Source organism: Streptococcus pacificus (genome assembly GCF_016481305.1).
GTDB lineage: Bacteria > Bacillota > Bacilli > Lactobacillales > Streptococcaceae > Streptococcus > Streptococcus pacificus.
Genome location: NZ_JAENBO010000002.1, coordinates 57,617 through 82,136, shown reverse-complemented (window position 1 = coordinate 82,136; position 24,520 = coordinate 57,617). Strand labels below are relative to the sequence as shown.

Genomic DNA, 24,520 nt, shown 5'->3' with positions numbered 1-24,520 from the left:
ATGACGGAGGACCAAACGAAACACTGTGGTCAAATTATGAGTCTGCTAAAACAGGAGATAAAGATTCAACTCTAAGTTTCGTTTACGATACTGCAAATAATATTTCTGAAGTTGTCATCCATTTTGCAACAGATAAGCATGCGATGACCCTTCCTAAATCAACAACATTTAGTTATGCCTTAGGTAAAGGTTCTGAATCAATAACTGTCAATGCCGTTGCATCAGAACCAGTTGTAAATGGAAGTGTTCATAAAGTAACTTATAGGCTTGAAAAACCAGTACCAGCTGTAGTGTTCTCTATAACAGTTGTCAATGGAGATGAGAGTCCTGGATCTGGTAAACCAACAACTGGTATCGTTGAAGTGGAACTAAAAAAAGCAACTGAGGAATTTGAAAAATATTCAGACGCTTCATTATCAGAACTACGTGTTGGTAATAAAATCTTTAGTGGCCGTCAAATTTCAGAAAAAATGACTATTGAGGGTGGTCTTAAAAATCTTGTTGCCTCAAATAAAGAAAAAAATGTCGCTGTCACTATTTTGCCAGAAAATAATAATGTGATTAAAATATTTACAGAATCTGAAGATAAAACGCAAACTAAAGTTTATACGATTACAGGTAATGCATATCTTCCAAAAGAAGATACCCAAATTGAAGTGGGATCTGAGCAAATTGGCTTTAGAAATGAAGCAAAATATGCCCTTGATGGAGATCCTAACACCATTTGGCACAGTTCATGGAGACCACTAGCGTCTAAAGATCAACTATGGTTGACTTTAGATGCAGGAGCTCCTAAGAAAATCAGTGGCTTAGCTTATATGGCTAGACGTGATGTGCTCAATGGAACTGTTAAAAATTATAAAATTTTATCATCCAATAATAATACTGATTGGCAAGAAATAGGTACTGGTTCATTTGTTTACAAACAAGGTTGGCAAGAAGCACGCTTTGAAAACCCTGTAGAGGCACAATACTTTAAACTTGTAGCGCTTAGCACACTTGACGACACTGGAAACAATAAATTCATGTCAGCGGCTGAAGTACGTCTTATTGAATATCGTGAAGGCGATACAACTCAACCAAATGTGACACCTCCAGGAGAGGGTGATCAAAACCAAGACACACCAAATCAAATTGATAAATTAGCGCTTAAGAAAATCATCTCTATTGATGCTGGTCGTAAATACTTCAGCCCAGCTCAAATCAAAGAAATTGTTGATCATGCCAGCAAGAAAGGCTTCACAGACCTACACCTCTTGTTAGGAAACGATGGTCTTCGCTTCTTGTTGGATGATATGACAATTCAAGTTGGAGAGACTACTTACACCAGTCAAGACGTTAAAGAAGCAATGATTAGTGGTACCAATGCTTATTACAATGATCCAAATGGTAATCATTTAACACAAACAGAAATGGATGAGTTAATTGCTTACGCCAAGGATAAAGGTATCGCTTTAATACCAACAATTAACAGTCCAGGCCACATGGATGCCATCTTGACCGGAATGGAAACACTTGGTATTCAAAATCCTAAATTTAGATATGGTGGCAGAACATCTGACAGAACAGTTGACTTAGATAATACTGTAGCTGTTGACTTTACCAAAGCTTTGATTAGTAAATACGCTAGCTACTTCAATGGTAAAGTTGAAATCTTCAATATCGGTCTTGATGAGTACGCCAATGATGCCACAGATGCTAAGGGATGGACAGTGTTACAAAGAACCGGCAAATACCGTAAATTTGTAGCTTATGCCAACGATTTAGCGAAAATCGTGACAGATAACAATCTTAAACCAATGGCCTTCAATGATGGTGTCTACTACAATGAAGACACTTCATCTGGTGAATTCGACAAGAACATCATTGTTTCTATGTGGACCGGCGGTTGGGGAGGTTATGATGTTGCCTCAGCTCACTTCTTATCTGAAAAAGGACATCCTATTTTAAACACCAATGACGCATGGTATTATGTTTTAGGCCGTGACTATCAAGGTTCTGGTTGGTATAACCTTGACCAAGGCTTAGATGGTATGGATAAGAGTGATATCACTGCTGTACCGAAATCACAAGGATATGATATTCCAATTATAGGAAGTATGGTAGCTGTTTGGGCAGATAGTCCAAGAGCACAATATAAGAGTCAAAATGTCTTTAGATTAATGGATAAATTTGTGGCGAAAAACCCAACTTACTTCTCAGCGGATTATTCTAATGTCTTGGCAGAATTGAAAAAAATCCCAGAAAATCTCAATGACTATTCTTATGATGGTGTGATTGTTCTTGAAGCATTAGTGAAAGAAATCAATGGCAAACTTGATGTTACTCAACAAGAAACAGTAGATGCTTATGTGGCCCAACTAAGCGAAGCGATTAACAATCTAGTTCTTTTAGATAAGTTACCATTACAAGAGGAATTAGCTAAGCAAGCAGAACTAGTGAAGGATATTCGCTACCAAAAGGCTAGTCAAGACAAGAAAGACAATTACGACCAAGCCTATGCAGCAGCTGCAGCCCTATTAAAAGAAGAGAAGATTAGCCAATCACAATTGGATGTTATAAAAGCAGTTCTCGAACGCGCAGCTAACGCCCTAGATGGTAAGGAAGAAATGCCGACCCCAGATCAACCAGATGAGGAAACCCCGACCCCAGATCAACCAGGTGAAGATACTCCAAGTCCAGAACAACCAGGAGAGGAAACCCCAAGTCCAGAACAACCAGGTGAAGATACGCCAACTCCTGACCAACCAGGTGAAGAAACACCGACTCCAGATCAACCAGGAGAGGAAACCCCAAGTCCAGACCAACCAGGTGAAGAAACCCCAAGTCCAGATCAACCAGGTGAAGAAACACCGACTCCAGATCAACCAGGAGAGGAAACCCCAAGTCCAGATCAACCAGGTGAGGATACGCCAACCCCAGATCAACCAGGAGAGGAAACCCCAAGTCCAGATCAACCAGGAGGGGATACACCGACTCCAGATCAACCAGGTGAGGAAACCCCAAGTCCAGATCAACCAGGTGAAGAAACCCCAAGTCCAGATCAACCAGGAGAGGAAACCCCAACTCCAGATCAACCAGGAGAGGAAACCCCAACTCCAGATCAACCAGGTGAAGAGACAAATGTCAGAAGTGTTGAGTTAGTGGATACTGGTTCAGGAGTACGTGTCATCCTTGAAAAAGGTGAACGTTCAGCTATCAAAGGAATCAAAGTTGGACATATGGATAGTAAAGGTGCAAAAAATCTAAATGCAGCTGATTATGATCTATTTGACATTGAATTATTAGATAAAAATGGTAATCCACTTCAACCGCTTAAAGATGTTTTAGTTATCCTTCCAATGGATGATGGTAAAGAAGTTGGACGTGTTATCTATCTTCCTAATTCAGCAAGTGAACAATCACTTGAATTCACCATGACAACCTTTAAAGATTCGAATAACGTTACTCATAATGCCGTTGTGTTTGTCACAAAACACTTCAGTGTCTATGGTATTGTTTATCAATCTGGAAAAGAAAATAAGGCCAATAGTGTTGAAACTACAGAGTCATCTGTATCATCTTCAACCGTTACTCAAAATGCTTCATCAACTCATCAAAAAGAGTTGCCTAGAACAGGGGATACCTTTAATTATGAAGCACTAGGAATGGTTGGCTTGATTACAGCTGTTGGTATGTTTGGTTACGGCAGAAGAAAAGAGGAATAATATCTACTTTTTTGCCTGTCTCAAACTAAATAAAAAAGCTTAAGTTAAACTTAAGCTTTTTTATGATGGGTTTTTCACTATATTGAAAATTAAAAGTGAAATAAAATAGTAATGATGGCGGTTCAAATCAATGATTTTTTAAATAATTTATGATATATTAATCTAGTGTCTTTTTTGAGATAGAAGAGTTATTTCTATCTTGTTAGATAAAACGATAATGAATAGAATGGTAGGTGTTTCATATTACTCAAGTATCAGAAACGAACAAAATGGGCACAATGTCCATCAAAAAACTAATCTTTAACATCTCGTTACCTATTATGTTTTCAATGTTGGTTCAAGCACTTTATAACATTATTGATAGCATGTTTGTCGCACAAATTAATGAAAATGCTTTAACAGCCATTTCTCTTGCCTTTCCTGTTCAAAACTTTAGAATTGCAGTTGCAGCTGGAACAGGGGTAGGGATAAATGCTCTCTTGTCAAAAAAATTAGGAGAAAAGGACTCTGTCGGTGCTAGTGATGCTGCCAATACAGGAATTTTCTTAAATGCTTGTCATTCACTCATCTTTTTGGCAATTGGTCTTTTTGCAGTAAGGCCTCTCATGTTATTTCAAACTTCAAACGAAGTGATAGCTGGTTATGGTCAATCTTATTTAACTATTATTTGTGTCTTTAGCTTTTGTGCGTTTGCACAGATAACCTTTGAACGTTTATTACAATCTACTGGTAGATCTGTTCTTAGTATGTATTCTCAAATTTTTGGGGCTGTCCTTAATATTATTTTGGATCCTATTTTGATTTTTGGTTATTTTGGTCTTCCAGCCATGGGGGTTACCGGAGCCGCTATTGCAACAATTATGGCGCAAGCAATGGCTTCAATGTTAGCCTTATACCTCAATATTAAATTTAATAAAGACATTCAGTTATCTCTAAAAAGTATTCTTCACCCTATTAAATCAACAATTGTTAAAATATACTCAGTTAGTATCCCTTCAACTTTGATGGTTTCAATTGGTTCTTTGATGTTACTTATCATGAATCAAATCTTATTAGGATTTTCAACAACAGCGGTAGCTGTCTTCGGTGTTTATTTCAAACTACAAAGTTTCTTTTTCATGCCTATTTTTGGTTTAAATGGTGGTTTGGTACCAGTATTGGCCTATAATTATGGGGCACGTCAAAAAGATAGAATTAATCAAGCCATTAAATTTGCTATGCTATTAGCTGTTACTATTATGGTTATCGGCTTAATCATTTTAGAACTATTTCCTAAAGAATTGTTATCGTTATTTAATGCGACGCCCAAAATGGAAACCATTGGCGTTGCTGCTTTACGTACTATAGCCCTATCCTTTCCAATGGCTGCTGTAGGGATAACAATTAGTGGTGTTTTTGCGGCCTTTTCAAAAAGTATCTACTCTTTGATGACGTCATTATATCGCCAATTAGTTATTCTGAGCCCAACAGCCTGGTTATTGTCTTTAACTGGAAATGTTAATTATGTGTGGTGGGCTTTCTTCGTCGCTGAAGTTGTCTCAATGTTTATTTCATTGTTCTTCTTTAGTAAGATTAAAAAAGGTATTATTAACACATTAGAATAAGAAAATAAAAAAATCTCAGCATCCTTCAGATGTTGAGATTTTATTTTCAATAGAAACTAATGATTTTCTTTTTTGTTATTAACAGTTCCTAATACGATGCTAACGATAATCGCTAAGAAAGCAACTAAAGAGAAAGTGTTAGGATCTCCAGTTTTAGGAAGTGTTTCATTTGTTTGGTCTTGCTTAGCAAGATGATTTTCTTCTTCTATTTTTTGAGTTGACACAACTTTTTCATCTAGTATTCCTTTAAATTCTGGTTTATCTTTAACACTTGGTGCATTGTCAGGTACTTTTTCCAATAAAGGTTGATTAAATTCTGGCTTATCCTCAACACTTGGTGCCTTCTCAGGTACTTTTTCTTCAAGTTTACCGTTGAATTCTGGTGCATCTTCAGCGCTCGGCGCATTTTGAGGGACGCTTGATTCAGCTAGAGGCAGCTCAACACTCGGTGTGTTCTCAGGTGTTTTTTCTTCGAGTTTACCGTTAAATTCTGGTTTATCTTCAGCGCTCGGCGCATTTTGAGGAACACTTGATTCAGCTAGAGGAAGCTCAACACTTGGTGCCTTCTCAGGTACTTTTTCTTCAAGTTTACCGTTGAATTCTGGTGCATCTTCAGCGCTCGGCGCATTTTGAGGGACGCTTGATTCAGCTAGGGGCAGCTCAACACTCGGTGTGTTCTCAGGTGTTTTTTCTTCGAGTTTACCGTTGAATTCTGGCGCATCTTCAGCTATAGGTGCCTTCTCAGGTACTTTTTCTTCAAGCTTGCCGTTGAATTCTGGTACCCCTTCAGCTTTAGGCGCTTCTTTTGGAACAAACCATTCAATTTTTGGTAAATCAATAGAAGAGTGAGTGTTTAATTGTTCAATAATAGCAACATCTTTAACCGTTTCTTTAGCTGTTTCTAGTGCGTTATTATAGGTTATTATTGCTTCAATTAATTTATCCAACATTTCACGAGACATTGGTGAATTTGGATCAATCGAATTCTTGAGATTTTCATAATGTTCTTTTGCGGCTAGGACATCATTTAATAACTGTTTATCTAAGCTTTCTTTTGGCACCAGATTAGCATAAGCTTTATAAATACTATCGATTACACTATTTAATTTATCTAAGGTAAGGTTATCTCCAGCAAGTAAAGCACCTAGTTCAGAAATTTTAGCTTGGAAGGGTTCAAAACTTTCAGGCGTGAAATCAATTTCTCTCACATGACCAACATCATCAATCAGTTTTTGAACTTTTCTTTTAACCTCATCATCATTAGGATGCTCTTGCTTTTCTTGTTTGGAACGAAAGGCAATCTTATGTTGTTGAGCAAATTCTTTCGCTTTAGAGTCTTCACTACCAACTAGTGTTAATTGCTTTGTTGGAATACCATAAAAGGCATCTTTGTTAATCGTTGTTACTGAGTCAGGAATATTAACAGTTATTAAATGGTTAGAACCATTAAAAACATAATCAGGAATAGTAGTGATCCCTTCTTCTAAGGTAACTGTTTTTAAGTTGGGTTTGAAAGATAGAGCAATGTTATCTAGCAACACGGAACCTGGAATAGTTGCTTCAGTGGCACCTTCTGCAACAGTCAGTAATTTTGTTTGCTCCTTATTAAGTAACACGCCCTGATAGGATGAAAAATTAGGGTTTCCTTCTTCAACTATAAAACTAGTGAGGTTAGGATTTTGGAACGTTTGTTTTTCATCGTAGCTTTTAGTTTCTTTTGGAATAGTAAAGGAGGTTTCCTTTTTATTTTTTGGATAGTAAACAATGGTTGACAAATCTTTTGAGAATAACACGCCTTCTTTAGCACTATACCATTGATTTTTTGAAGAAACTTCAATAGTTTCAAGTGATTCAAAGTCAAGAGCGGCAGATTCAAAATGTTTAACATTTTCTCCAAGAATTATTTTTTTAAGTGTTTTATTATTGGCTGATAGTTGAGCTGATAAAGCTATAATAGGAGAATTAGCAGAAGTGTCTGGGATTGTGACTTGTTCCTCAGCGCCATTAATACTGACAACAGATAATCCACTATTTTCAAAACCAATTGTCAATTGTTTGTCATTATATGTGACTCTGTGAATATTTGTCGTTTTATGATCTTTTGAGAAATCAGAGATTGATTTTTTAAAATAACCATTTCCCCAAGTGCTATCAGAATAATACCATTCGCCATCAATATACATTGCATTCCACTGATGAGCAGGATCTAGAGGCAAATTATTGACTGTACTTCCAGATGGAATAGTTCCATAGACAACAACAGAAGGAATACCAGCAGCATTTAACATAGCTTTATAAAGGTTAGAGTACCCACCACAGACCGCGATTTTTTCTGTCATAACATCGTAAGGATTAGCTCTAGGGGTTTGATTGCCTGTAGCATATTTGACGTTATTTGTTATCCAGTTGAAAATCTGCTCTGCCTTATTGATGTCACTGTCATTTGGATTTTTAATAATTTCATTTCCAACAAAAGCATTTAATTCTTCTTCCTGGGCTTTTGTCATCGTTAAACCAGGCAGTGTTTCATCCCACTGGGAAAAACCAGTAGGATCGGCATATGCTTTGATAAAGTTTAAAGCATTAGCATTAATCTGTTGATTATCAGTCCTAGTGTCAGCCAATGCGGTTATCATAAAAGGATTGTCAAACACTTTTAGAGTGTCTAGATTGATCAAAATAGTACTAGAAGTGAGTGATAAAATCATTGCTTTTGATAATGATTTTTTGAGGTTCATGTTATCTCCTTTATTTTGTATCTATTGTTTATATTTTACAATAAATTAAACGTTTTCACAATATCATTATTAGAAAAAAATGCTGTCAAATCAAAGAGGTAATCGCTACTTGTTTATTGCATCTCCTATGAAGAGAAAATACAATAAGTTATTTTTCTTAAAATAATTTAAAATTATAAATTAATAGAATTAATATAACTAAAATGGGAAAATAAAATTTTGATAATAAAATTATTTCACAAGCATAATAATTGACTCTTAATTAGAAACATTATAGAATTAATATATAGTTTATTGCTATAAAATCCAAACTATATAATTTTGAAAATTATAATTTGGAAATATATATCAAAAGGAGAATATTATTATGGGATTAATTTGGTCATTAATCGTAGGTGGTATTATCGGTGCTATTGCTGGAGCTATTACTAAAAAAGGTGGTTCAATGGGCTTGGTAGCAAATATTGTTGCTGGCCTCTTAGGCTCTTCCATTGGTCAATGGTTACTTGGGAGTTGGGGACCATCCTTAGCAGGAATGGCAATCATTCCATCTGTCATTGGAGCAGTTATCTTAGTTGTAGTGGTTTCTAAATTGAAATCAAAATAGGAGGAAACTTATAACGAATGTCTAAATTAACTAAAATTATTAGTTTTATAATAGGAATATTGGTTTTGACTTTCCTAGGAGCAGTTGTATTTATCAATGCTCATAGTGTTGTTTTACCCGATTATATGAAGTGGTTACAATACAAAATAGAACTTCCTTCCTATTTAACTATGTTTAATGATGGCTTTCTATCTCAATATTTGTTTTGGGTGTCATTAGTACTATTTGTTGTCATCATTATTGCAATTTTAGTAGTACTATTTTATCCAAGAACTAAAACTGAGATTGATTTAAAAGAAAAACAAGGAACTTTGTTACTGAGTAAATCAGCAATTGAAGGTTATGTTCGCTCTTTAATACACAACAAAGAAATAATGGAAACTCCTAATGTTTCTGTTAAATTATATAAGCGTAAGTTCAAAGTGGTTGTTTCAGGGACCCTTGAGTCAAGAGTTAATGTTGTTCCAGAAGTTAGTCAAATCAAGACAGATATCGAAAAAGGGTTGAGAGAGTTTTTTGGCTTGAACCAATCTGTTAAATTTAACATATCCGTTAAAAAGATTAAGGCACCTCAAAAAGAGCTTGCAGCACCACGTGTTGTTTAAATAGAAATTAGGAGAAAAAATGGAACTTTTTGAAAAATATAAATACCCCATTTTAGGAGGCGTTGTTGGTCTTCTAATGGCAGTTTTTATTATATCTGTTGGTTTTTTTAAAACCTTATTATTATTGATTTGTATCGGTTTGGGAGCTTTTGTTGGTTTTTATTTGAAAACAACAGGACTCTTAGATAAGTTTATTAACAAAAATCGTTAAAGGAGAAAAAGATGGCGAATGAAGTAAAAACAGCAGCGGTTGCTGAAACTCCTGAAAAAGTGAGTAGTGTCAGAGGTGAATTGACATTTGAAGAAAAAGTTATCGAAAAGATTATTGGTTTAGCAATTGCTTCAATTGATGGTCTTTTAGCAGTTGATGGCGGATTCTTTTCAAATATCAAAGACAAATTAGTGAACACTGAATCAGTAACAGATGGTGTTCATGTTGAGGTTGGAACTAAGCAAGTAGCAGTTGATTTAAACATTATTGTGGAATACCAAAAACATGTACCAACCGTTTATCGTGATATCAAAGCAATTATTGAAAAAGAAGTCAAAGAGATGACTGATTTAGATGTTGTTGAAGTTAATGTTAAAGTTGTTGATATTAAAACAAAAGAACAATACGAAGCTGATTCTGTTAGTCTTCAAGACCGTGTTACTGGTGTTGCTAATGCTACAGGTGAAATGACTTCTGAACAGTTTGATAAAATCAAATCAGGTGTCAGTGGTAGTTTAGAAAAAGCTACTGAATCTTCTGAACCTCGTGTTGTATAAAGTAGTGAATGAATAAAAAATAAAATAAAGAAAAGTGAGAGAATATCTTATGGCAAATGAAACAAATAAAAACAAAACAGTAGCACCCGTATTAAAAGGTGAAGTGTCTTACGAAGATCAAGTGATTAAAAAAATTATCGGTCATGCTCTTAAAACAATTAACGGTTTATTATCAGTCGATGGCGGCTTCTTTGCAAATATTAAAGACAAATTAGTTAACTCAGAATCAGTGACTGATGGCGTTAACGTTGAGGTAGGTAAAAAACAAGTAGCTGTTGACCTTAACATTGTTGTAGAATATGACAAAGACATTCCAAAAATTGCTGATGAAATGAAAGCAGTTATTTCTAAGAGTGTTGAAAAAATGACTCATCTTGAAGTCGTTGAAGTGAATATCAATGTTGTTGATATTCAAACGAAAGAAGAATTTGAAAAAAATGCTGTTTCTCTTCAAGACCGTCTTTCTAACGTAGCGCAATCAACTGGTGAGTTAGCTTCTGACACTGCTAACAAAGCTAAAGATGCTGTTGTTGATGGAACCGAAAACGTTAAAGAAAACTTGTCTAAATCACGTGTGCAATAATATTAAATAAAAAATAAGGTGATTATCACCTTATTTTTTGTGCCTTAAAACGAAATTAGAATAATATCATTATGGACTTGCTTTTGAAAAGAGAATATAGTATTATATTGAGGTAGCCGCTATAGTTAAATGGTATAATAGAGCAATGGTAATGCTCCGTTCCGAGTTCGATTCTCGGTGGTGGCAGAAAGAAAACAGTCAGATGTTCTGACTGTTTTTCATTTATGAGATGAAGTATTATCATGATGATTATTTTTGATATAATAAAAAAAGATTAAAAAAGAATGAGGAAGAAGTAAATGACCTACGAACAAGAATTTCTAAAAGCATTTGAGGAATGGTTAAATACTCAAGTCATGGTTAATGAGATGGCAAAAAAAGAAAGTGAAAAAGTGTTTGAAACTTATAAAGACGAAAAAGCTAAAGAAGCTATCATTCGCTACGAAAGTCGATTAGATGCTTACCAATTTTTACAGGGTAAATTGGCCAATTATCATCAAGGAAAAGATTTCCATGCCCTACCAGACCATCTTTCTTCTGAAAGATATTATTAAAACAGATAAAGGTCTTGCTATTTTTTAATGTCTTTGTTAGAATAAAACCATCAGAGGTGCTTTGAATTAATCTGTCACAGAGAGCGGTCTTGCTGAGAAATCCGCACAGAAAACCCCAGAGCTTGTTGCTGAGTCACTAATGAAATAATTAAAAGTAGCGGGCTATGCCCGAATGTGGGTGGTACCGCGGATAAACATTCGTCCCTATCGTTAAGATAGGGTCTTTTTATTTATTTCTTAAAGTAAAAAGAAACAACACATGAGTCATGTGTTGTTTCCGGGAGATTTATAAAAAAGAAAAGTTTTAGGATGACTATAGTATAGTCGTCTTAGCTTAAACAAACCTTAAACGACAAAAAACAAAGGAGATTTGAGAGTGAAAGAATTATCACCAAAATATCAACCAAATGATGTTGAAGCGGGTCGTTATCAGAAATGGCTCGAAGAATCTGTTTTTAAACCATCTAGTAATCAAAAAGCAAAACCCTATTCTATTGTTATTCCGCCACCAAATGTGACTGGAAAACTCCATTTAGGACATGCCTGGGACACCACTTTACAAGATATTATTATCCGTCAAAAACGCATGCAAGGCTATGATGCCCTGTGGTTACCAGGAATGGACCATGCGGGAATTGCAACACAAGCAAAAGTTGAAGCACGTCTAGCAGAAGATGGTGTCTCACGTTATGATTTAGGGCGTGAAAAATTCTTGGACAAGGTCTGGGAATGGAAGGATGAGTATGCCACTACCATCAAAGAACAATGGGGTAAACTCGGTTTATCTTTAGATTATTCTCGAGAACGCTTTACTTTAGATGATGGTCTTTCTGCAGCTGTGAGAAAAGTTTTTGTAAGCTTATATGAAAAAGGCTGGATTTACCGTGGTGAATTTATTATCAACTGGGATCCAAAAGCACGTACGGCCTTATCTGATATTGAGGTTATCCATAAGGATGTTGAGGGTGCTTTTTATCATATGAACTATATGTTGGAAGATGGCTCTCGTGCCCTAGAAGTAGCTACGACTCGTCCAGAAACCATGTTTGGTGATGTGGCTGTTGCCGTTAATCCAGAAGATGAGCGCTACAAGGAGTTGATTGGAAAAAATGTTATTTTGCCAATCGTGAATAAAAAGATTCCAATTGTTGCTGATGAACATGCTGATCCAGAATTTGGAACTGGTGTTGTTAAGATTACCCCTGCCCATGACCCTAATGACTTTCTTGTAGGTCAACGTCACAATCTCCCTCAAGTCAATGTGATGAATGATGATGGAACCATGAATGAACTTGCTGGTGAATTTGTTGGTATGGATCGTTTTGAAGCAAGAAAAGCTGTTGTTGAAAAATTAAAAGTATTAGGCAATCTTGTTACTATCGAACAACGAGTGCATAGCGTTGGTCACTCTGAGCGAACTGGCGTTATGGTTGAACCTCGCTTATCCACTCAGTGGTTTGTCAAGATGGATGAACTAGCTAAACAAGCGATTCAAAATCAGTCAACTGATGACAAGGTTACTTTCTACCCACCTAGATTTAATGATACCTTCCTACAATGGATGGAAAATGTTCATGACTGGGTAATTTCTCGTCAACTTTGGTGGGGTCATCAAATTCCTGCTTGGTATAATGAAGCTGGTGAGATTTATGTGGGTGAAGAAGCACCAACAGAAGAAGGTTGGGTTCAAGATGAGGATGTTCTAGACACTTGGTTTAGTTCAGCTCTTTGGCCGTTTTCAACTATGGGTTGGCCTGATGAAGAAAACGATGATTATAAACGTTATTTCCCTACATCAACACTGGTAACAGGCTATGATATCATTTTCTTCTGGGTATCTCGAATGATTTTCCAAAGTTTGGAATTCACTAAAGAAGCACCATTTAAAAATGTGTTAATTCACGGTTTGATTAGAGACGAACAAGGACGCAAAATGTCTAAGTCTTTAGGCAATGGTATTGACCCAATGGACGTGATTGATAAGTACGGAGCAGATGCTTTACGTTGGTTCTTATCAAACGGTTCAGCACCAGGACAAGATGTTCGTTTTAGCTATGAGAAAATGGACGCCTCATGGAACTTCATCAACAAAATCTGGAACATTTCCCGTTACATTTTAATGAACAATGAAGGACTAAGTTTAGAAGAAGCTAAAAGAACTGTTGAAAAAGTGGCCCAAGAAGAGGCTGGTAATGTGACAGATCGCTGGATACTTCATAATCTTAACGAAACCATAGGAAAAGTTACTGAAAACTTTGACAAATTCGAATTTGGTGTTGCTGGGCACATCCTTTATAACTTTATTTGGGATGAATTTGCAGACTGGTATGTTGAGCTAACCAAGGAAGTGCTTTATAGTGATAACGAAGCAGAAAAAACTGTGACACGTTCAGTCTTACTCTATACGTTAGATCAGATTTTACGACTTCTTCACCCAATTATGCCGTTTGTCACTGAAGCTCTTTTTGAACAAGTCTCGACAACATCTATTGTGACTGCTACTTACCCTGTTGTTCGTCCAGAATTTGAAAATGAAATAGCTCATAAAGGAGTAGAAAGTCTTAAAGACCTTATTCGTTCTGTTCGTAATGCACGTAGTGAGGTGAATGTTGCACCAAGTAAACCAATCACTATTCTTATTAGAACATCTGATGACGATTTGGAAAAATTCTTTAATGCTAATCGTAATTACATCAAACGTTTTACCAATCCAGATCATTTGGAAATCGGAACAGGTATTGACACTCCTGAACTTGCTATGTCTAGTGTCATTACTGGTGCTGAAATCTTTCTGCCTCTAGCTGATTTATTAAATGTCAGTGAAGAATTGGAACGTTTGGATAAAGAACTTGCTAAATGGCAAAAAGAACTTGATATGGTAGCTAAAAAACTCTCTAATGAAAAATTTGTCGCAAATGCTAAGCCTGAAGTTGTTGAAAAAGAACGCCAAAAACAAGCAGATTATCAACAAAAATATGATGCGACAATGGTTCGTATTGAGGAAATGAAAAAACTACAGTAGTCTTCCGTTCAGGGTAAAACAACTAAGATAAAGAAAAAGGATAAAAATAATCATTTTTATCCTTTTTTAATGGGAGAATTTCTCTCTTATTTATAAGATGTTCTAATATTGTTTCATTTGAAAGATTATTGTTAAACTAAGAATTTCTTTCGAGAGGTTACAAATCCATATTAAGAAGATGTGATTATTATAAGCATTATTGTTAAAAAAAGAAGCCCTCAACAATTTGTTGATGGCTTTTGGCTTTTAATTAATCTGATTACTAAAAAAGAATGGCGGTGCAAATTCACTTAGTTTTTCAAAGCAACGTTTTGCGCCTTCAGCATCTTCACAAATAATCAAGCAAGTATCATCACCACAAACAGTGCCAACCATATCAGGAAGTTGCATAGCATCTAAAATAGAACCAAACGATTGTGCCAGACCTGGTAAACTTTTAAGAATGACTTGGTGTTGAACTGGTCTCAACATCACAAGCGCATCTTCCATATAAAAGCGAAGGCGATGTTCCCAACGTCCAGGGGCGATACTGTGAACAGTATAGTAGGAATCTTCATCTGATATTTTGACCAAATGCAAGTCTTTCATATCACGAGATAGGGTTGCCTGTGTGACAGAAATGCCCTTATTTTTGAGCTCTTGCTGCAATTGATGCTGCGTATTTATTTTATTTTCAGAAATGAGGGATAAAATAAGTTGGTGCCGTATTTCCTTTTTATTCATAATAATATCCTTTCTAAATAAATGAAATTGTTTACAAGTTACTACTAATTTAATTATAACAGAAAATTCTTATTTATGACAATAGTATGAGTTTATTAATTTTTTATTATACTGATTTGAAAGGACTAATGTCTTTTGTTATGTTATAATAATAATAGGATTAGAGAAAATTGGTCAGTAAAGTGTGAAAAGGAGTTAGGAGATGGTTGGAAAAGAGCTCTATCAGCATTTGAGGGAATTAGATGATTTTAAATATCTAGAGATTTCTAAATTCGATCAACTAGTGGCGTCAATGACCTATCATAAGGTACCTAAGGATCAGATTTTATTTTTTGATGGTGATCCTTTGGAAAAGATATATATTCTGTTAAAAGGACATGTTAAATTAGAACAAAGTGATTCTTCTGGATCCTTTATTTATATTGATTATGTTAACACAGATACAATCTTCCCTTATGGTGGCCTTTTTTTAGATAAAAGTTATCGTTTTTCAGCTGTAGCCATTACAGCTGTGGAGTATATTTGTTTTCCAAGAGACATTTATGAATCTTTTTCACTTAGCAATAAAAATCAAATGAAAATGTTATGTCAGAAGTTATCTAAGTTAATTCATCTTCAGGAATTTAGAATAAGAAATATAGTGACTTCAAGTGCAAAGGACCGAGTAATCCAAACATTGGCATTTTTACTTGTTGACAAATGTTCAGAAGAAATGGATTTACCATTTTCAATTACAACCATTGATATTGCCAATATGAGTGGTACAACTCGCGAGACAGTTAGTCATGTGCTTAAACCGCTCAAGGAAAATAAGATTATCCATTTTGAGCATAAAAAATTATCTTATCTCGATAAGGACTACTTTTTGAAGTACATAAAATAAGAATTTTAAAAAAATATTACTTTTTTATACAAGAATAAATATTATTTTTTTTGATAAAAACGATAAATATTCTAGTAAAGACTTTCTAATTCTGATAAATTTCCATTTAATCTCAAAATAGTGTTAAAAGCATCACGTTTTATCTGTTAAAAAAGCCACGTTTTTAACTTTGAAAACGATTACAATAATGGTGTTGATAAGTAAGAACAATGTTCTTATATAGCTTAATTTATTGGAAAAGAAAGGAGTCTATCAATGACTGAACGAGGACCAATTCATGTTTATTCTGAAATTGGAAAATTAAAAACAGTTCTTCTTCATAGACCAGGTCAAGAATTAGAAAATCTTGTTCCTGATTATCTTGAAAGATTATTGTTTGATGATATTCCATTTTTAGAGCAAGCGCAAAAAGAACACGACAATTTCGCACAAGTATTACGAGATTGTGGTGTCGAAGTATTGTATTTAGAGCAATTAGCGGCTGAGTCGTTAACAAGTCAAGAAATCAAAGAAGCATTTATTGATGAATACATCTCAGAAGCTAATGTCAGAGGAAGACAAACCAAAAAAGGTATTCGTAAGTTATTGCTTGATATCTCAGATAATCAAGAGTTGATTAATAAAACAATGGCTGGTATTCAAAAAGTTGAACTACCGGAAATTACAAATAAGGGCTTAGCCGATTTAGTAGAATCTGATTACCCATTTGCGATTGACCCAATGCCAAACCTTTATTTCACTAGAGACCCATTTGCTACCATTGGTAACAGTGTTTCATTGAATCATATGTATTCTGAAACAAGAAACCGTGAAACTTTGTATGCTAAATACATTTTCAAATATCACCCTCGCTTTAAAGATGCTGATATTCCGTTTGTATACGATCGTAAAGAAACTACTCGTATCGAAGGTGGTGATGAGTTAGTACTTTCAAAAGATATTTTGGCAGTTGGTATTTCTCAAAGAACAGATGCAGAGTCTATTGAAAAATTGATGGCAAATATTTTCTCATCAAACATAGGCTTCAAGAAAATTCTAGCTTTTGAAATTTCAAACAACCGTAAGTTTATGCATCTGGACACTGTATTTACCATGGTTGACTATGATAAATTCACTATCCATCCAGAAATTGAAGGGGGCTTACGTGTCTTCTCAGTAGTCCCTGAAGGAGACGGTGTTCGTATCGCTGAAGAAAAAGATACTTTAGAACATATTCTAGCTAAGAATCTTGGGTTAGAAAAAGTCACTCTCATTCGTTGTGGTGGTTCAAACTTGGTTGCAGCTGCTCGTGAACAATGGAATGATGGGTCAAACACATTAACCATCGCACCGGGTGAAGTTGTTGTTTATGACCGTAATGTTGTGACAAACAAAAAATTAGAAGAAGCTGGATTAAAATTACATAAAATCCAAGGAAGTGAATTGGTTAGAGGACGTGGTGGACCACGTTGTATGTCAATGCCAATCATTCGTGAAGACATTTAATTAAAAAGGAGTAACTAATGACATCAGTATTTAAAGGAAGAAGTTTTTTAGCTGAAATTGATTTCACTCGTGAAGAATTAGAGTACCTCATTGATTTTTCGGCTCATTTGAAAGATTTGAAGAAACGCAATGTCTGGCATCGTTATTTAGAAGGTAAAAACATTGCTCTCTTGTTTGAAAAAACATCAACAAGAACACGTGCAGCCTTCACAACTGCTGCCATTGATTTAGGTGCTCATCCAGAGTATCTTGGTAAAAATGATATTCAATTAGGTAAAAAAGAATCTGTTGAAGATACTGCTATTGTACTTGGTAGTATGTTCGATGGGATTGAATTCCGTGGTTTTAGTCAAAAAGTAGTTGAAGATTTGGCTAAATTCTCTGGTGTTCCGGTATGGAATGGACTCACTGATAAATGGCATCCCACACAAATGTTGGCCGACTACCTTACTGTTAAAGAAAACTTTGGAAAGTTGGAAGGTTTAACCTTGGTTTATTGTGGTGATGGTCGTAACAATGTTGCCAATAGTTTATTAGTAACGGGTGCAATCCTTGGTGTTAATGTGACTATTGCTGCTCCTGAATCACTTTTCCCTGAAAAAGAATTAGTGGAAATGGCTGAAAAATATGCCAAAGAATCTGGTGCAACAGTTAAAATTACTTCTGATGTTAAAGCTGCTGTAAAAGATGCAGATGTGCTTTATACAGACGTTTGGGTGTCAATGGGTGAAGAAGATAAATTCGCAGAACGTATCGCTTTACTACAACCATATCAAATCAATGAAGAGTTATTAAGTCTAGTTGACAACAAAGACTTCATTATCTTACACTGTTTACCTGCCTTTCATGATACTGAAACTGAATATGGTAAACAAATTAAAGAAGAGCACGGCATTGATAGTATGGAAATCACTGATGCTGCCTTTAGAAGTAAACATGGCCGACAATTTGATCAGGCTGAAAATCGTATGCACACCATTAAAGCTGTCATGGCAGTTACTTTGGGCGATCTCTTTATTCCAAAAGTATAACCCACAAATCAAACTGTTCTGGTTTTGATTTTTAAAATCAGAGCCAGAACGGTTTTTTCTATAGATAGGAGAAATTTATGACTGAAAAAGTAAAAAAAGCATTTAAAATGCCCTCTTCCTATACGGTACTTATCCTGATTATTGCTGTCATGGCGATTTTAACATGGATTATTCCGGCAGGTCAGTATCAAGTTAGTGAAGAAACTGGAAACTTAATAGCAGGTACTTATGAAACAGTAGAGCAAAATCCTCAAGGGTTTTATGAAGTGGTGATGGCTCCAGTTGTTGGTATGATTGGTAATAGCATTACCGGTGGAGCAATTGAAGTATCCTTCTTTATTCTTATGGTTGGTGCCTTTTTGGGAGTTGTCACTGAAACAGGTGCTCTTGATGTAGGGATAGCCTCTTTAGTTAAAAACTTTAAAGGCAGAGAAAAAATGCTCATTCCTGTATTGATGATTCTCTTTGCTCTTGGTGGCTCTACTTATGGTATGGGTGAAGAAACTATGGCATTTTATCCATTACTAATCCCAGTAATGTTGGCCGTAGGATTTGATACGATAACAGCTGTCTCTATTATTTTAATAGGGTCTCAAGTAGGGTGTCTAGCGTCAACCGTTAATCCATTTGCAACTGGTGTGGCTTCTGATGCCGCAGGAATCAGTATTGCTGATGGTGCCATTTGGCGTGTGGTATTCTTCGTTGTTATTCTTGGAGTTTCCATTTTTTATGTTTATAACTATGCAAGCAAGATTGAAAAAGATCCAACCAAATCTTATGTGTATGCTCAAAGAGAAGAAAACTTAAAACATTTTAAACCAGTTGATGTTCAATCAGACTTAACTAAGAGTCAAAAAGCAACACTCTGGATCTTTATCATTACTTTCCTTATCATGATCATTAGTTTGATTCCATGGTCAGGATTTGGTGTTCACATCTTTGAAGCCATTAATGATTTCTTAACAGGTCTTCCAGTATTTGGTCAGTTCTTTGGTCATTCTCTTCCGCTTGGAGATTGGTACTTCCAAGAAATTACCATGCTCTTTATCTTCATGGGTGTTTTAGTTGGTATTGTTTCTAAGATGGGTGAAGATAGATTCTTCAAAGCCTTCCTTAATGGTGCTGCCGATTTATTAGGTGTTGCTTTAATTGTTGCGGTGGCACGTGGTATTCAAGTGGTGATGAATGATGGTCAAATCACAGCAACTATTTTACACTGGGGTGAAGAAGGACTTAAAGGCCTATCTTCTCAAGTCTTTATCGTTTTAACTTATATTTTCTACTTACCAATGTCATTCTTGATCCCATCAACATCAGGTCTTGCTGGTGCAACAATGGGTATCTTAGGTCCATTGGGAGAATTTGCTAAAGTACCAACTCACTTGATCATTACTGCTTTCCAAGCAGCATCAGGTGTCTTGAACCTTATTACTCCAACCTCAGGTATTGTAATGGGAGGTCTTGCTTTAGGACGTGTTGATATTACAACTTGGTGGAAATATGTTGGTAAACTCATTGTCGCTATTGTTGTTCTAAGTATCCTTATCTTAGTCGTTGCAACATTCTTCTAATTTAGAAATGGTCAAATGATATGAAAGATTTTATTACTGAAACTCACAAACAACAATGTGTAGATACTCTTAAAGAATTAATTGCCATTCCATCCGTTTTAAACGAAGGAGAAGCTGGCACTCCTTTTGGTAAAAATATCCAAAAAGCTTTAGAGACCACATTAGAACTTGCCAAGAGACTAGGTTTTGAAACTTATATCGATCCAAAAGGTTATTATGGCTATGCAGAAATCGGCGAAGGAGATACTCTAATTGCTATTCTTTGCCATCTGGATGTCGTTCCTGCTGGTGATCTAACCAAATGGGAAACTAATCCTTTTGAAGGAGTCATTAAAGACAATCAATTGTTTGGTCGTGGGTCACAAGATGATAAAGGACCGACAGTTGCAACAATGTATGCTGTTAAGGCTTTACTTGATGCTGGTGTTTCTTTCAATAAACGAGTTCGTTTCATTTATGGAACTGATGAAGAAACATTATGGCGTTGTATGGCAAGATACAATGAACTTGAAGAAGTCGCTGATATGGGTTTTGCGCCCGATTCAAGTTTCCCTTTAACCTATGCAGAAAAAGGCTTGTTACAAGTCAAAATCACTGGTAAGGGAAGTTCTGATTTAGCTTTAGAACTCGGACAAGCCTTCAATGTAGTCCCTGGTAAAGCCCTTTACGAAGGCCAGCATCAAAATGATCTTAAGGAAAATTTGAAAGCATTAGGTTATGCCTATGAAACAACAAATGAAGGTGTTGTTGTTTTGGGTGAAGCAAAACATTCAAAAGATGCGGCTGAAGGTGTCAATGCAATTATACGTTTGATTGAAGGCTTATCTCCAATTCAATCTCATCCAGCGATTGACTTTTTATTGACTCATGTGGGACATGATGGTACTGGAGGTCAACTATTTGGTGTCATCGAGGATGAGCCGTCTGGTCGATTGTCTTTTAATGTTGCTGGTTTAACGATTGATGAACAGCATTCTGAAATTCGAATTGATATGAGAATCCCTGTTTTAGCAGACAAAGAAAAACTAGTGAAGCAACTATCTGAGACAGTTAAAAAGTATGGCTTAGTTTATGAAGAATTTGACTATGTCGAACCACTCTACGTCCCTTTAGATAGTGAGTTAATCCAAACCTTATTAAAAGTTTATCGTGAAATGACAGGAGATATGTCTCCAGCAATGACATCAGGTGGGGCTACTTTTGCTAGAACTATGAAAAACTGTGTTGCTTTTGGGGCAGCCTTTCCACATACATTATTAACAGAGCATCAGGAAAACGAGCGGATTCCGTTGGATGATCTCTATCAAGCGATGGCTATCTATGCTGAAACTATTTATCAATTATTAATGTTATAATGGAGGAATTTTATATGGGAAAAAAAATAGTTGTTGCTCTTGGAGGAAATGCGATTCTTTCTACAGATGCTTCTGCTAAAGCTCAGCAAGAAGCTCTGATTCAAACCTCTAAATCACTTGTTAAATTCATTGAAAATGGAGATGATTTAATTATTACCCATGGCAATGGACCGCAAGTAGGGAACTTATTATTACAACAGGCTGCTGCTGATTCTGAAAAGAATCCTGCTATGCCACTAGATACCTGTGTCGCAATGACTGAAGGTAGCATTGGTTTTTGGTTAGATAATGCTCTTGTCAATGAATTACAAGAAAAAGGCATTAACAAAGAAGTGGCAACTATTGTCGCACAAGTGATTGTTTCAAAAGATGATCCGGCCTTTAAGAATCCAACCAAACCAATTGGGCCTTTCCTAACAGAAGAAGAGGCTAAAAAACAAGAAGCTGAAACTAAGGCTAGTTTTAAAGAAGATGCTGGACGTGGTTGGCGTAAGGTGGTACCTTCACCAAAACCAGTTGGAATTAAAGAAGCTAATGTTATTAAGTCTTTAGTTAATTCTGGTGTTGTTGTTATTAGTGCAGGTGGTGGTGGCATCCCAGTTGTTGAAGATACTAACACTCATAAACTCACTGGTGTTGAGGCTGTTATTGATAAAGACTTTGCCAGCCAAACACTTTCTGAATTAGTTGAAGCTGATTTGTTTGTCATCTTGACTGGTGTTGATAATGTATATGTTAATTATAATAAGCCAGATCAAAGAAAACTAGAAACTGTAACCGTTTCAGAGATGAAACAATACATTTCTGAAAATCAATTTGCCCCTGGTAGTATGTTGCCTAAAGTAGAAGCAGCAATTGCTTTTGTTGAAAACTATCCTGAAGGTAAAGCGATTATCACTTCTCTTGAAAACATTGAAAATGTTTTGACAGGAGATGGTGGCACACAAGTTGTTAAAGATTGAAAACTTTAATTACCATAAAGTCCTTCTTTTCTAAGAAGGACTTTTTTGATGACAAAAAAAGGTTTTTATTTCAAAAAAAATGAAGTTTTCTAAGAATTTATTTGGATAACAAAAACATTTTTAAGCTGAATTTAATGCAATATGGTAAAATAATAAACAACAAAGACTAATCAATCGTCTTATCAAAGGAAATGGTATCAGGAGGTAATAGTTTGAAGGTAATTGCTGGTCAATTTCGTGGACGACCCCTAGTGACTCTAGAGGGTAAAACCACAAGGCCAACCTCAGATAAAGTCAAGGGTGCTATTTTTAGTATGATTGGGCCATTTTTTGATGGCGGTCGAGTGTTAGATTTGTTTTCTGGTAGTGGGGGCTTGGGGATTGAAGCTGTTTCAAGAGGAATGTCTGAAGCTGTTTTAGTTGAAAGAGACCATCGTGCTCAAAAAGTGATTCAAGCCAATATCAAGATGACTAAGGCAGAAAACCAATTTAAACTCTTTAAGATGGATGCTAAAAGAGCAATGGCTCAATTAGTTGGTCCATTTGATTTGGTGTTGATAGATCCTCCTTATGCCAAAGAAGAGATTGTCAAAACAATCATAGCGTTGGAAGAATTACACCTTTTGTCAAAAAATGTGATGATTGTCTGTGAGACAGATAAAGCTGTCTTACTACCAGAAGAAATTAGTGCATTTGGAATTTGGAAACAAAAAAGTTATGGAATTAGTAAGGTAACCGTTTATGTCAGGTAAAATAGGATTATATACAGGAACGTTTGACCCAGTGACAATAGGTCATATTGATGTGATTAAAAGAGCAGCAAAACTAGTAGACAAACTTTACGTTGGTCTATTTTATAACAAGGAAAAAAAGACTCTGTTTTCTAAAGAGCTGAGAGAAAAAATGCTTATCAATGCCTTAGCTGATATTGATAATGTCACAGTCATTACATCTACAAATCAACTAACAGTAGCAGTCGCTCAAAAAATTGGAGCAACCATTTTGTTTAGGGGGATTCGTAATGCTGAGGATTTGAATTACGAAATGGGGTTAGAATTTTTTAATCATCATCTTTTAGGAAAGATAGAAACCGTCTACCTCCTGTCAAAGCCAGAATTACAGTTTATTAGTTCTAGTCGTGTCCGAGAATTGTTACATTTTAAACAAGATATTTCTCAGTTTGTCCCTAAAAGTGTTATAGAAGAATTGGAGAGAATAAGTGAAAACAATAAAAGAATTTAAATGGTGGTTAATAAGTATTTTTACAGTCCTATTTATCATTGGTGCGTTTGCCATCCCACTTCCTTACTACATGGAAACACCGGGTGGGGCCTATGATATTAGAAGTGTTTTAACGGTCAATGAAACAGACGACAACGAAGAGGGCTCTTATAATTTTGTGGCTGTGACAGTTAGTCGAGCAAGCCTCGCACAAATTGTTTACTCTTGGTTTTCTCCTTTTGCTGATATTACCACAATCGAAGAAACAACTGGGGGCTATAGTCAAGAAGACTACTGGCGAATCAATCAATTCTACATGGAAACCTCACAAAATAGTGCCATCTACCAAGCCTTGAAATTAGCTGGCAAAGAGGCTAAATTGGACTATCAAGGGGTTTATGTTTTAAGTGTTTCTGAGGACTCCACTTTTAAAAACACTCTCAATCTAGCTGATACAGTAACTGGTGTCAATGGCAAAACCTTCCAATCTTCAAAGGATTTAATCGATTATGTGGGTGGTTTGAACATTGGTGATGACGTTACGGTTCAATACACTTCAAATGGTAATGATGAAAGTGCTACTGGTAAAATTATAAAGCTTGAAAATGGGAAAAACGGGATTGGTATTGGTTTAGTGGATCATACAGAGGTTAACACACAAATTCCAGTTAATTTTAATACAGAAGGCGTTGGTGGCCCAAGTGCTGGCTTGATGTTTACTCTTGATATCTATGACCAACTGATTGATGAGGATTTAAGAAAAGGTCGTATTATTGCTGGGACTGGAACAATAGAGCAAGATGGCTCTGTCGGTGATATTGGTGGTATTGATAAGAAGGTGGTTTCTGCTGATGAGATTGGGGCTAGCATTTTCTTTGCTCCAAATAATCCTGTTTCTGAGGAATTCAAAAAGATTAATCCAGAGGCAAAAACCAATTATGAGGAAGCTTTAGAGGCTGCAAAGGCCTTAAAAACAGACATGAAAATAGTGCCTGTTAAAACAGTTGAGGAAGCGATAGCCTATCTAAGAGAACACTAAAAGAAAGCGAGACACAAAAAGCGTTTGTGTTTCGCTTTTAACATAAATGATTTCAAAAAGGC

At 35.8% G+C, this 24,520-nt stretch carries 19 protein-coding genes, 1 tRNA gene and 1 pseudogene; 19 read left to right on the top strand and 2 right to left on the bottom strand.

Translation table 11 applies throughout. The annotated features are described in order from the left end of the window. Nucleotides 1–143 precede the first annotated feature (143 nt). Nucleotides 144–2,375, top strand: a pseudogene (locus JHK62_RS07985) (discoidin domain-containing protein); the annotation flags it as partial. 1,565 nt (nucleotides 2,376–3,940) lie between these two features. Then, nucleotides 3,941–5,311: an MATE family efflux transporter gene (locus tag JHK62_RS03545; RefSeq protein ID WP_343044341.1), complete on the top strand. Its 1,371-nt coding sequence runs from the start codon at nucleotides 3,941–3,943 to the stop codon at nucleotides 5,309–5,311. A 56-nt stretch (nucleotides 5,312–5,367) separates the two neighbouring features. Here JHK62_RS03545 and JHK62_RS03540 read toward each other — a convergent pair whose 3' ends face one another. Continuing rightward, on the bottom strand, nucleotides 5,368–8,049 hold the full coding sequence (locus JHK62_RS03540; RefSeq protein WP_199575318.1) for a transglutaminase domain-containing protein: 2,682 nt from the start codon (nucleotides 8,047–8,049) through the stop codon (nucleotides 5,368–5,370). A gap of 367 nt (nucleotides 8,050–8,416) precedes the next feature. On the opposite strand from JHK62_RS03540, the gene JHK62_RS03535 reads away from it, so the two are divergent. The 8 genes from JHK62_RS03535 to JHK62_RS03500 all read left to right on the top strand — a co-directional run bounded on the left by JHK62_RS03535 (nucleotide 8,417) and on the right by JHK62_RS03500 (nucleotide 14,188). Then, complete coding sequence (locus JHK62_RS03535; RefSeq protein ID WP_199575317.1) at nucleotides 8,417–8,656, top strand: GlsB/YeaQ/YmgE family stress response membrane protein; 240 nt, start codon at nucleotides 8,417–8,419, stop codon at nucleotides 8,654–8,656. Nucleotides 8,657–8,673: 17 nt separating this feature from the next. Beyond that, entirely contained in the window at nucleotides 8,674–9,261 is a 588-nt protein-coding gene (gene amaP, locus JHK62_RS03530; RefSeq protein ID WP_199575316.1) for an alkaline shock response membrane anchor protein AmaP, read from the top strand. A 19-nt stretch (nucleotides 9,262–9,280) separates the two neighbouring features. Further along, nucleotides 9,281–9,472, top strand: coding sequence for a DUF2273 domain-containing protein (locus JHK62_RS03525; protein WP_199575315.1), 192 nt, complete (start codon nucleotides 9,281–9,283; stop codon nucleotides 9,470–9,472). An 11-nt stretch (nucleotides 9,473–9,483) separates the two neighbouring features. Then, nucleotides 9,484–10,029: an Asp23/Gls24 family envelope stress response protein gene (locus JHK62_RS03520; RefSeq protein WP_199575314.1), complete on the top strand. Its 546-nt coding sequence runs from the start codon at nucleotides 9,484–9,486 to the stop codon at nucleotides 10,027–10,029. A 49-nt stretch (nucleotides 10,030–10,078) separates the two neighbouring features. Continuing rightward, nucleotides 10,079–10,612, top strand: a complete 534-nt coding sequence (locus JHK62_RS03515; RefSeq protein WP_199575313.1) for an Asp23/Gls24 family envelope stress response protein — start codon at nucleotides 10,079–10,081, stop codon at nucleotides 10,610–10,612. A gap of 115 nt (nucleotides 10,613–10,727) precedes the next feature. Further along, nucleotides 10,728–10,798: transfer RNA gene (locus JHK62_RS03510), tRNA-Thr, on the top strand. 113 nt (nucleotides 10,799–10,911) lie between these two features. Beyond that, on the top strand, nucleotides 10,912–11,166 hold the full coding sequence (locus JHK62_RS03505) for a DUF1912 family protein (protein ID WP_199575312.1): 255 nt from the start codon (nucleotides 10,912–10,914) through the stop codon (nucleotides 11,164–11,166). Between the two features lie 376 nt (nucleotides 11,167–11,542). Beyond that, complete coding sequence (locus JHK62_RS03500) at nucleotides 11,543–14,188, top strand: valine--tRNA ligase (protein WP_199575311.1); 2,646 nt, start codon at nucleotides 11,543–11,545, stop codon at nucleotides 14,186–14,188. Between the two features lie 246 nt (nucleotides 14,189–14,434). Here the strand turns inward: JHK62_RS03500 and JHK62_RS03495 are convergent, their stop codons facing one another. Then, complete coding sequence (locus tag JHK62_RS03495; RefSeq protein WP_199575310.1) at nucleotides 14,435–14,911, bottom strand: arginine repressor; 477 nt, start codon at nucleotides 14,909–14,911, stop codon at nucleotides 14,435–14,437. Nucleotides 14,912–15,113: 202 nt separating this feature from the next. Between JHK62_RS03495 and JHK62_RS03490 the strand changes: the two genes are divergently transcribed. The 9 genes from JHK62_RS03490 (at nucleotide 15,114) to JHK62_RS03450 (ending at nucleotide 24,458) form a co-directional block, all read left to right on the top strand. Next, complete coding sequence (locus tag JHK62_RS03490) at nucleotides 15,114–15,794, top strand: Crp/Fnr family transcriptional regulator (protein WP_199575309.1); 681 nt, start codon at nucleotides 15,114–15,116, stop codon at nucleotides 15,792–15,794. A gap of 255 nt (nucleotides 15,795–16,049) precedes the next feature. Beyond that, nucleotides 16,050–17,279, top strand: coding sequence for an arginine deiminase (gene arcA, locus JHK62_RS03485; protein WP_199575308.1), 1,230 nt, complete (start codon nucleotides 16,050–16,052; stop codon nucleotides 17,277–17,279). Nucleotides 17,280–17,296: 17 nt separating this feature from the next. Beyond that, complete coding sequence (argF, locus tag JHK62_RS03480) at nucleotides 17,297–18,310, top strand: ornithine carbamoyltransferase (RefSeq protein ID WP_199575307.1); 1,014 nt, start codon at nucleotides 17,297–17,299, stop codon at nucleotides 18,308–18,310. A 77-nt stretch (nucleotides 18,311–18,387) separates the two neighbouring features. Then, nucleotides 18,388–19,881, top strand: a complete 1,494-nt coding sequence (locus JHK62_RS03475; protein WP_199575306.1) for a YfcC family protein — start codon at nucleotides 18,388–18,390, stop codon at nucleotides 19,879–19,881. A gap of 20 nt (nucleotides 19,882–19,901) precedes the next feature. Then, nucleotides 19,902–21,236 carry a M20 family metallopeptidase gene (locus tag JHK62_RS03470; protein ID WP_199575305.1) on the top strand — a complete coding sequence of 445 codons (1,335 nt, stop codon included), beginning with the start codon at nucleotides 19,902–19,904 and terminating at the stop codon, nucleotides 21,234–21,236. 14 nt (nucleotides 21,237–21,250) lie between these two features. Continuing rightward, complete coding sequence (gene arcC, locus JHK62_RS03465) at nucleotides 21,251–22,198, top strand: carbamate kinase (RefSeq protein WP_199575304.1); 948 nt, start codon at nucleotides 21,251–21,253, stop codon at nucleotides 22,196–22,198. 212 nt (nucleotides 22,199–22,410) lie between these two features. Continuing rightward, nucleotides 22,411–22,950 carry a 16S rRNA (guanine(966)-N(2))-methyltransferase RsmD gene (rsmD, locus tag JHK62_RS03460; protein WP_199575303.1) on the top strand — a complete coding sequence of 180 codons (540 nt, stop codon included), beginning with the start codon at nucleotides 22,411–22,413 and terminating at the stop codon, nucleotides 22,948–22,950. Then, nucleotides 22,940–23,440 carry a pantetheine-phosphate adenylyltransferase gene (coaD, locus tag JHK62_RS03455; RefSeq protein ID WP_199575302.1) on the top strand — a complete coding sequence of 167 codons (501 nt, stop codon included), beginning with the start codon at nucleotides 22,940–22,942 and terminating at the stop codon, nucleotides 23,438–23,440. Before rsmD ends, coaD begins: the two co-directional genes overlap by 11 nt. Beyond that, a complete protein-coding gene (locus tag JHK62_RS03450) occupies nucleotides 23,418–24,458 on the top strand; it encodes a SepM family pheromone-processing serine protease (RefSeq protein WP_199575301.1) in 1,041 nt (346 codons plus the stop codon). The genes coaD and JHK62_RS03450 overlap by 23 nt, the downstream gene beginning before the upstream one ends. Nucleotides 24,459–24,520: the final 62 nt, after the last annotated feature.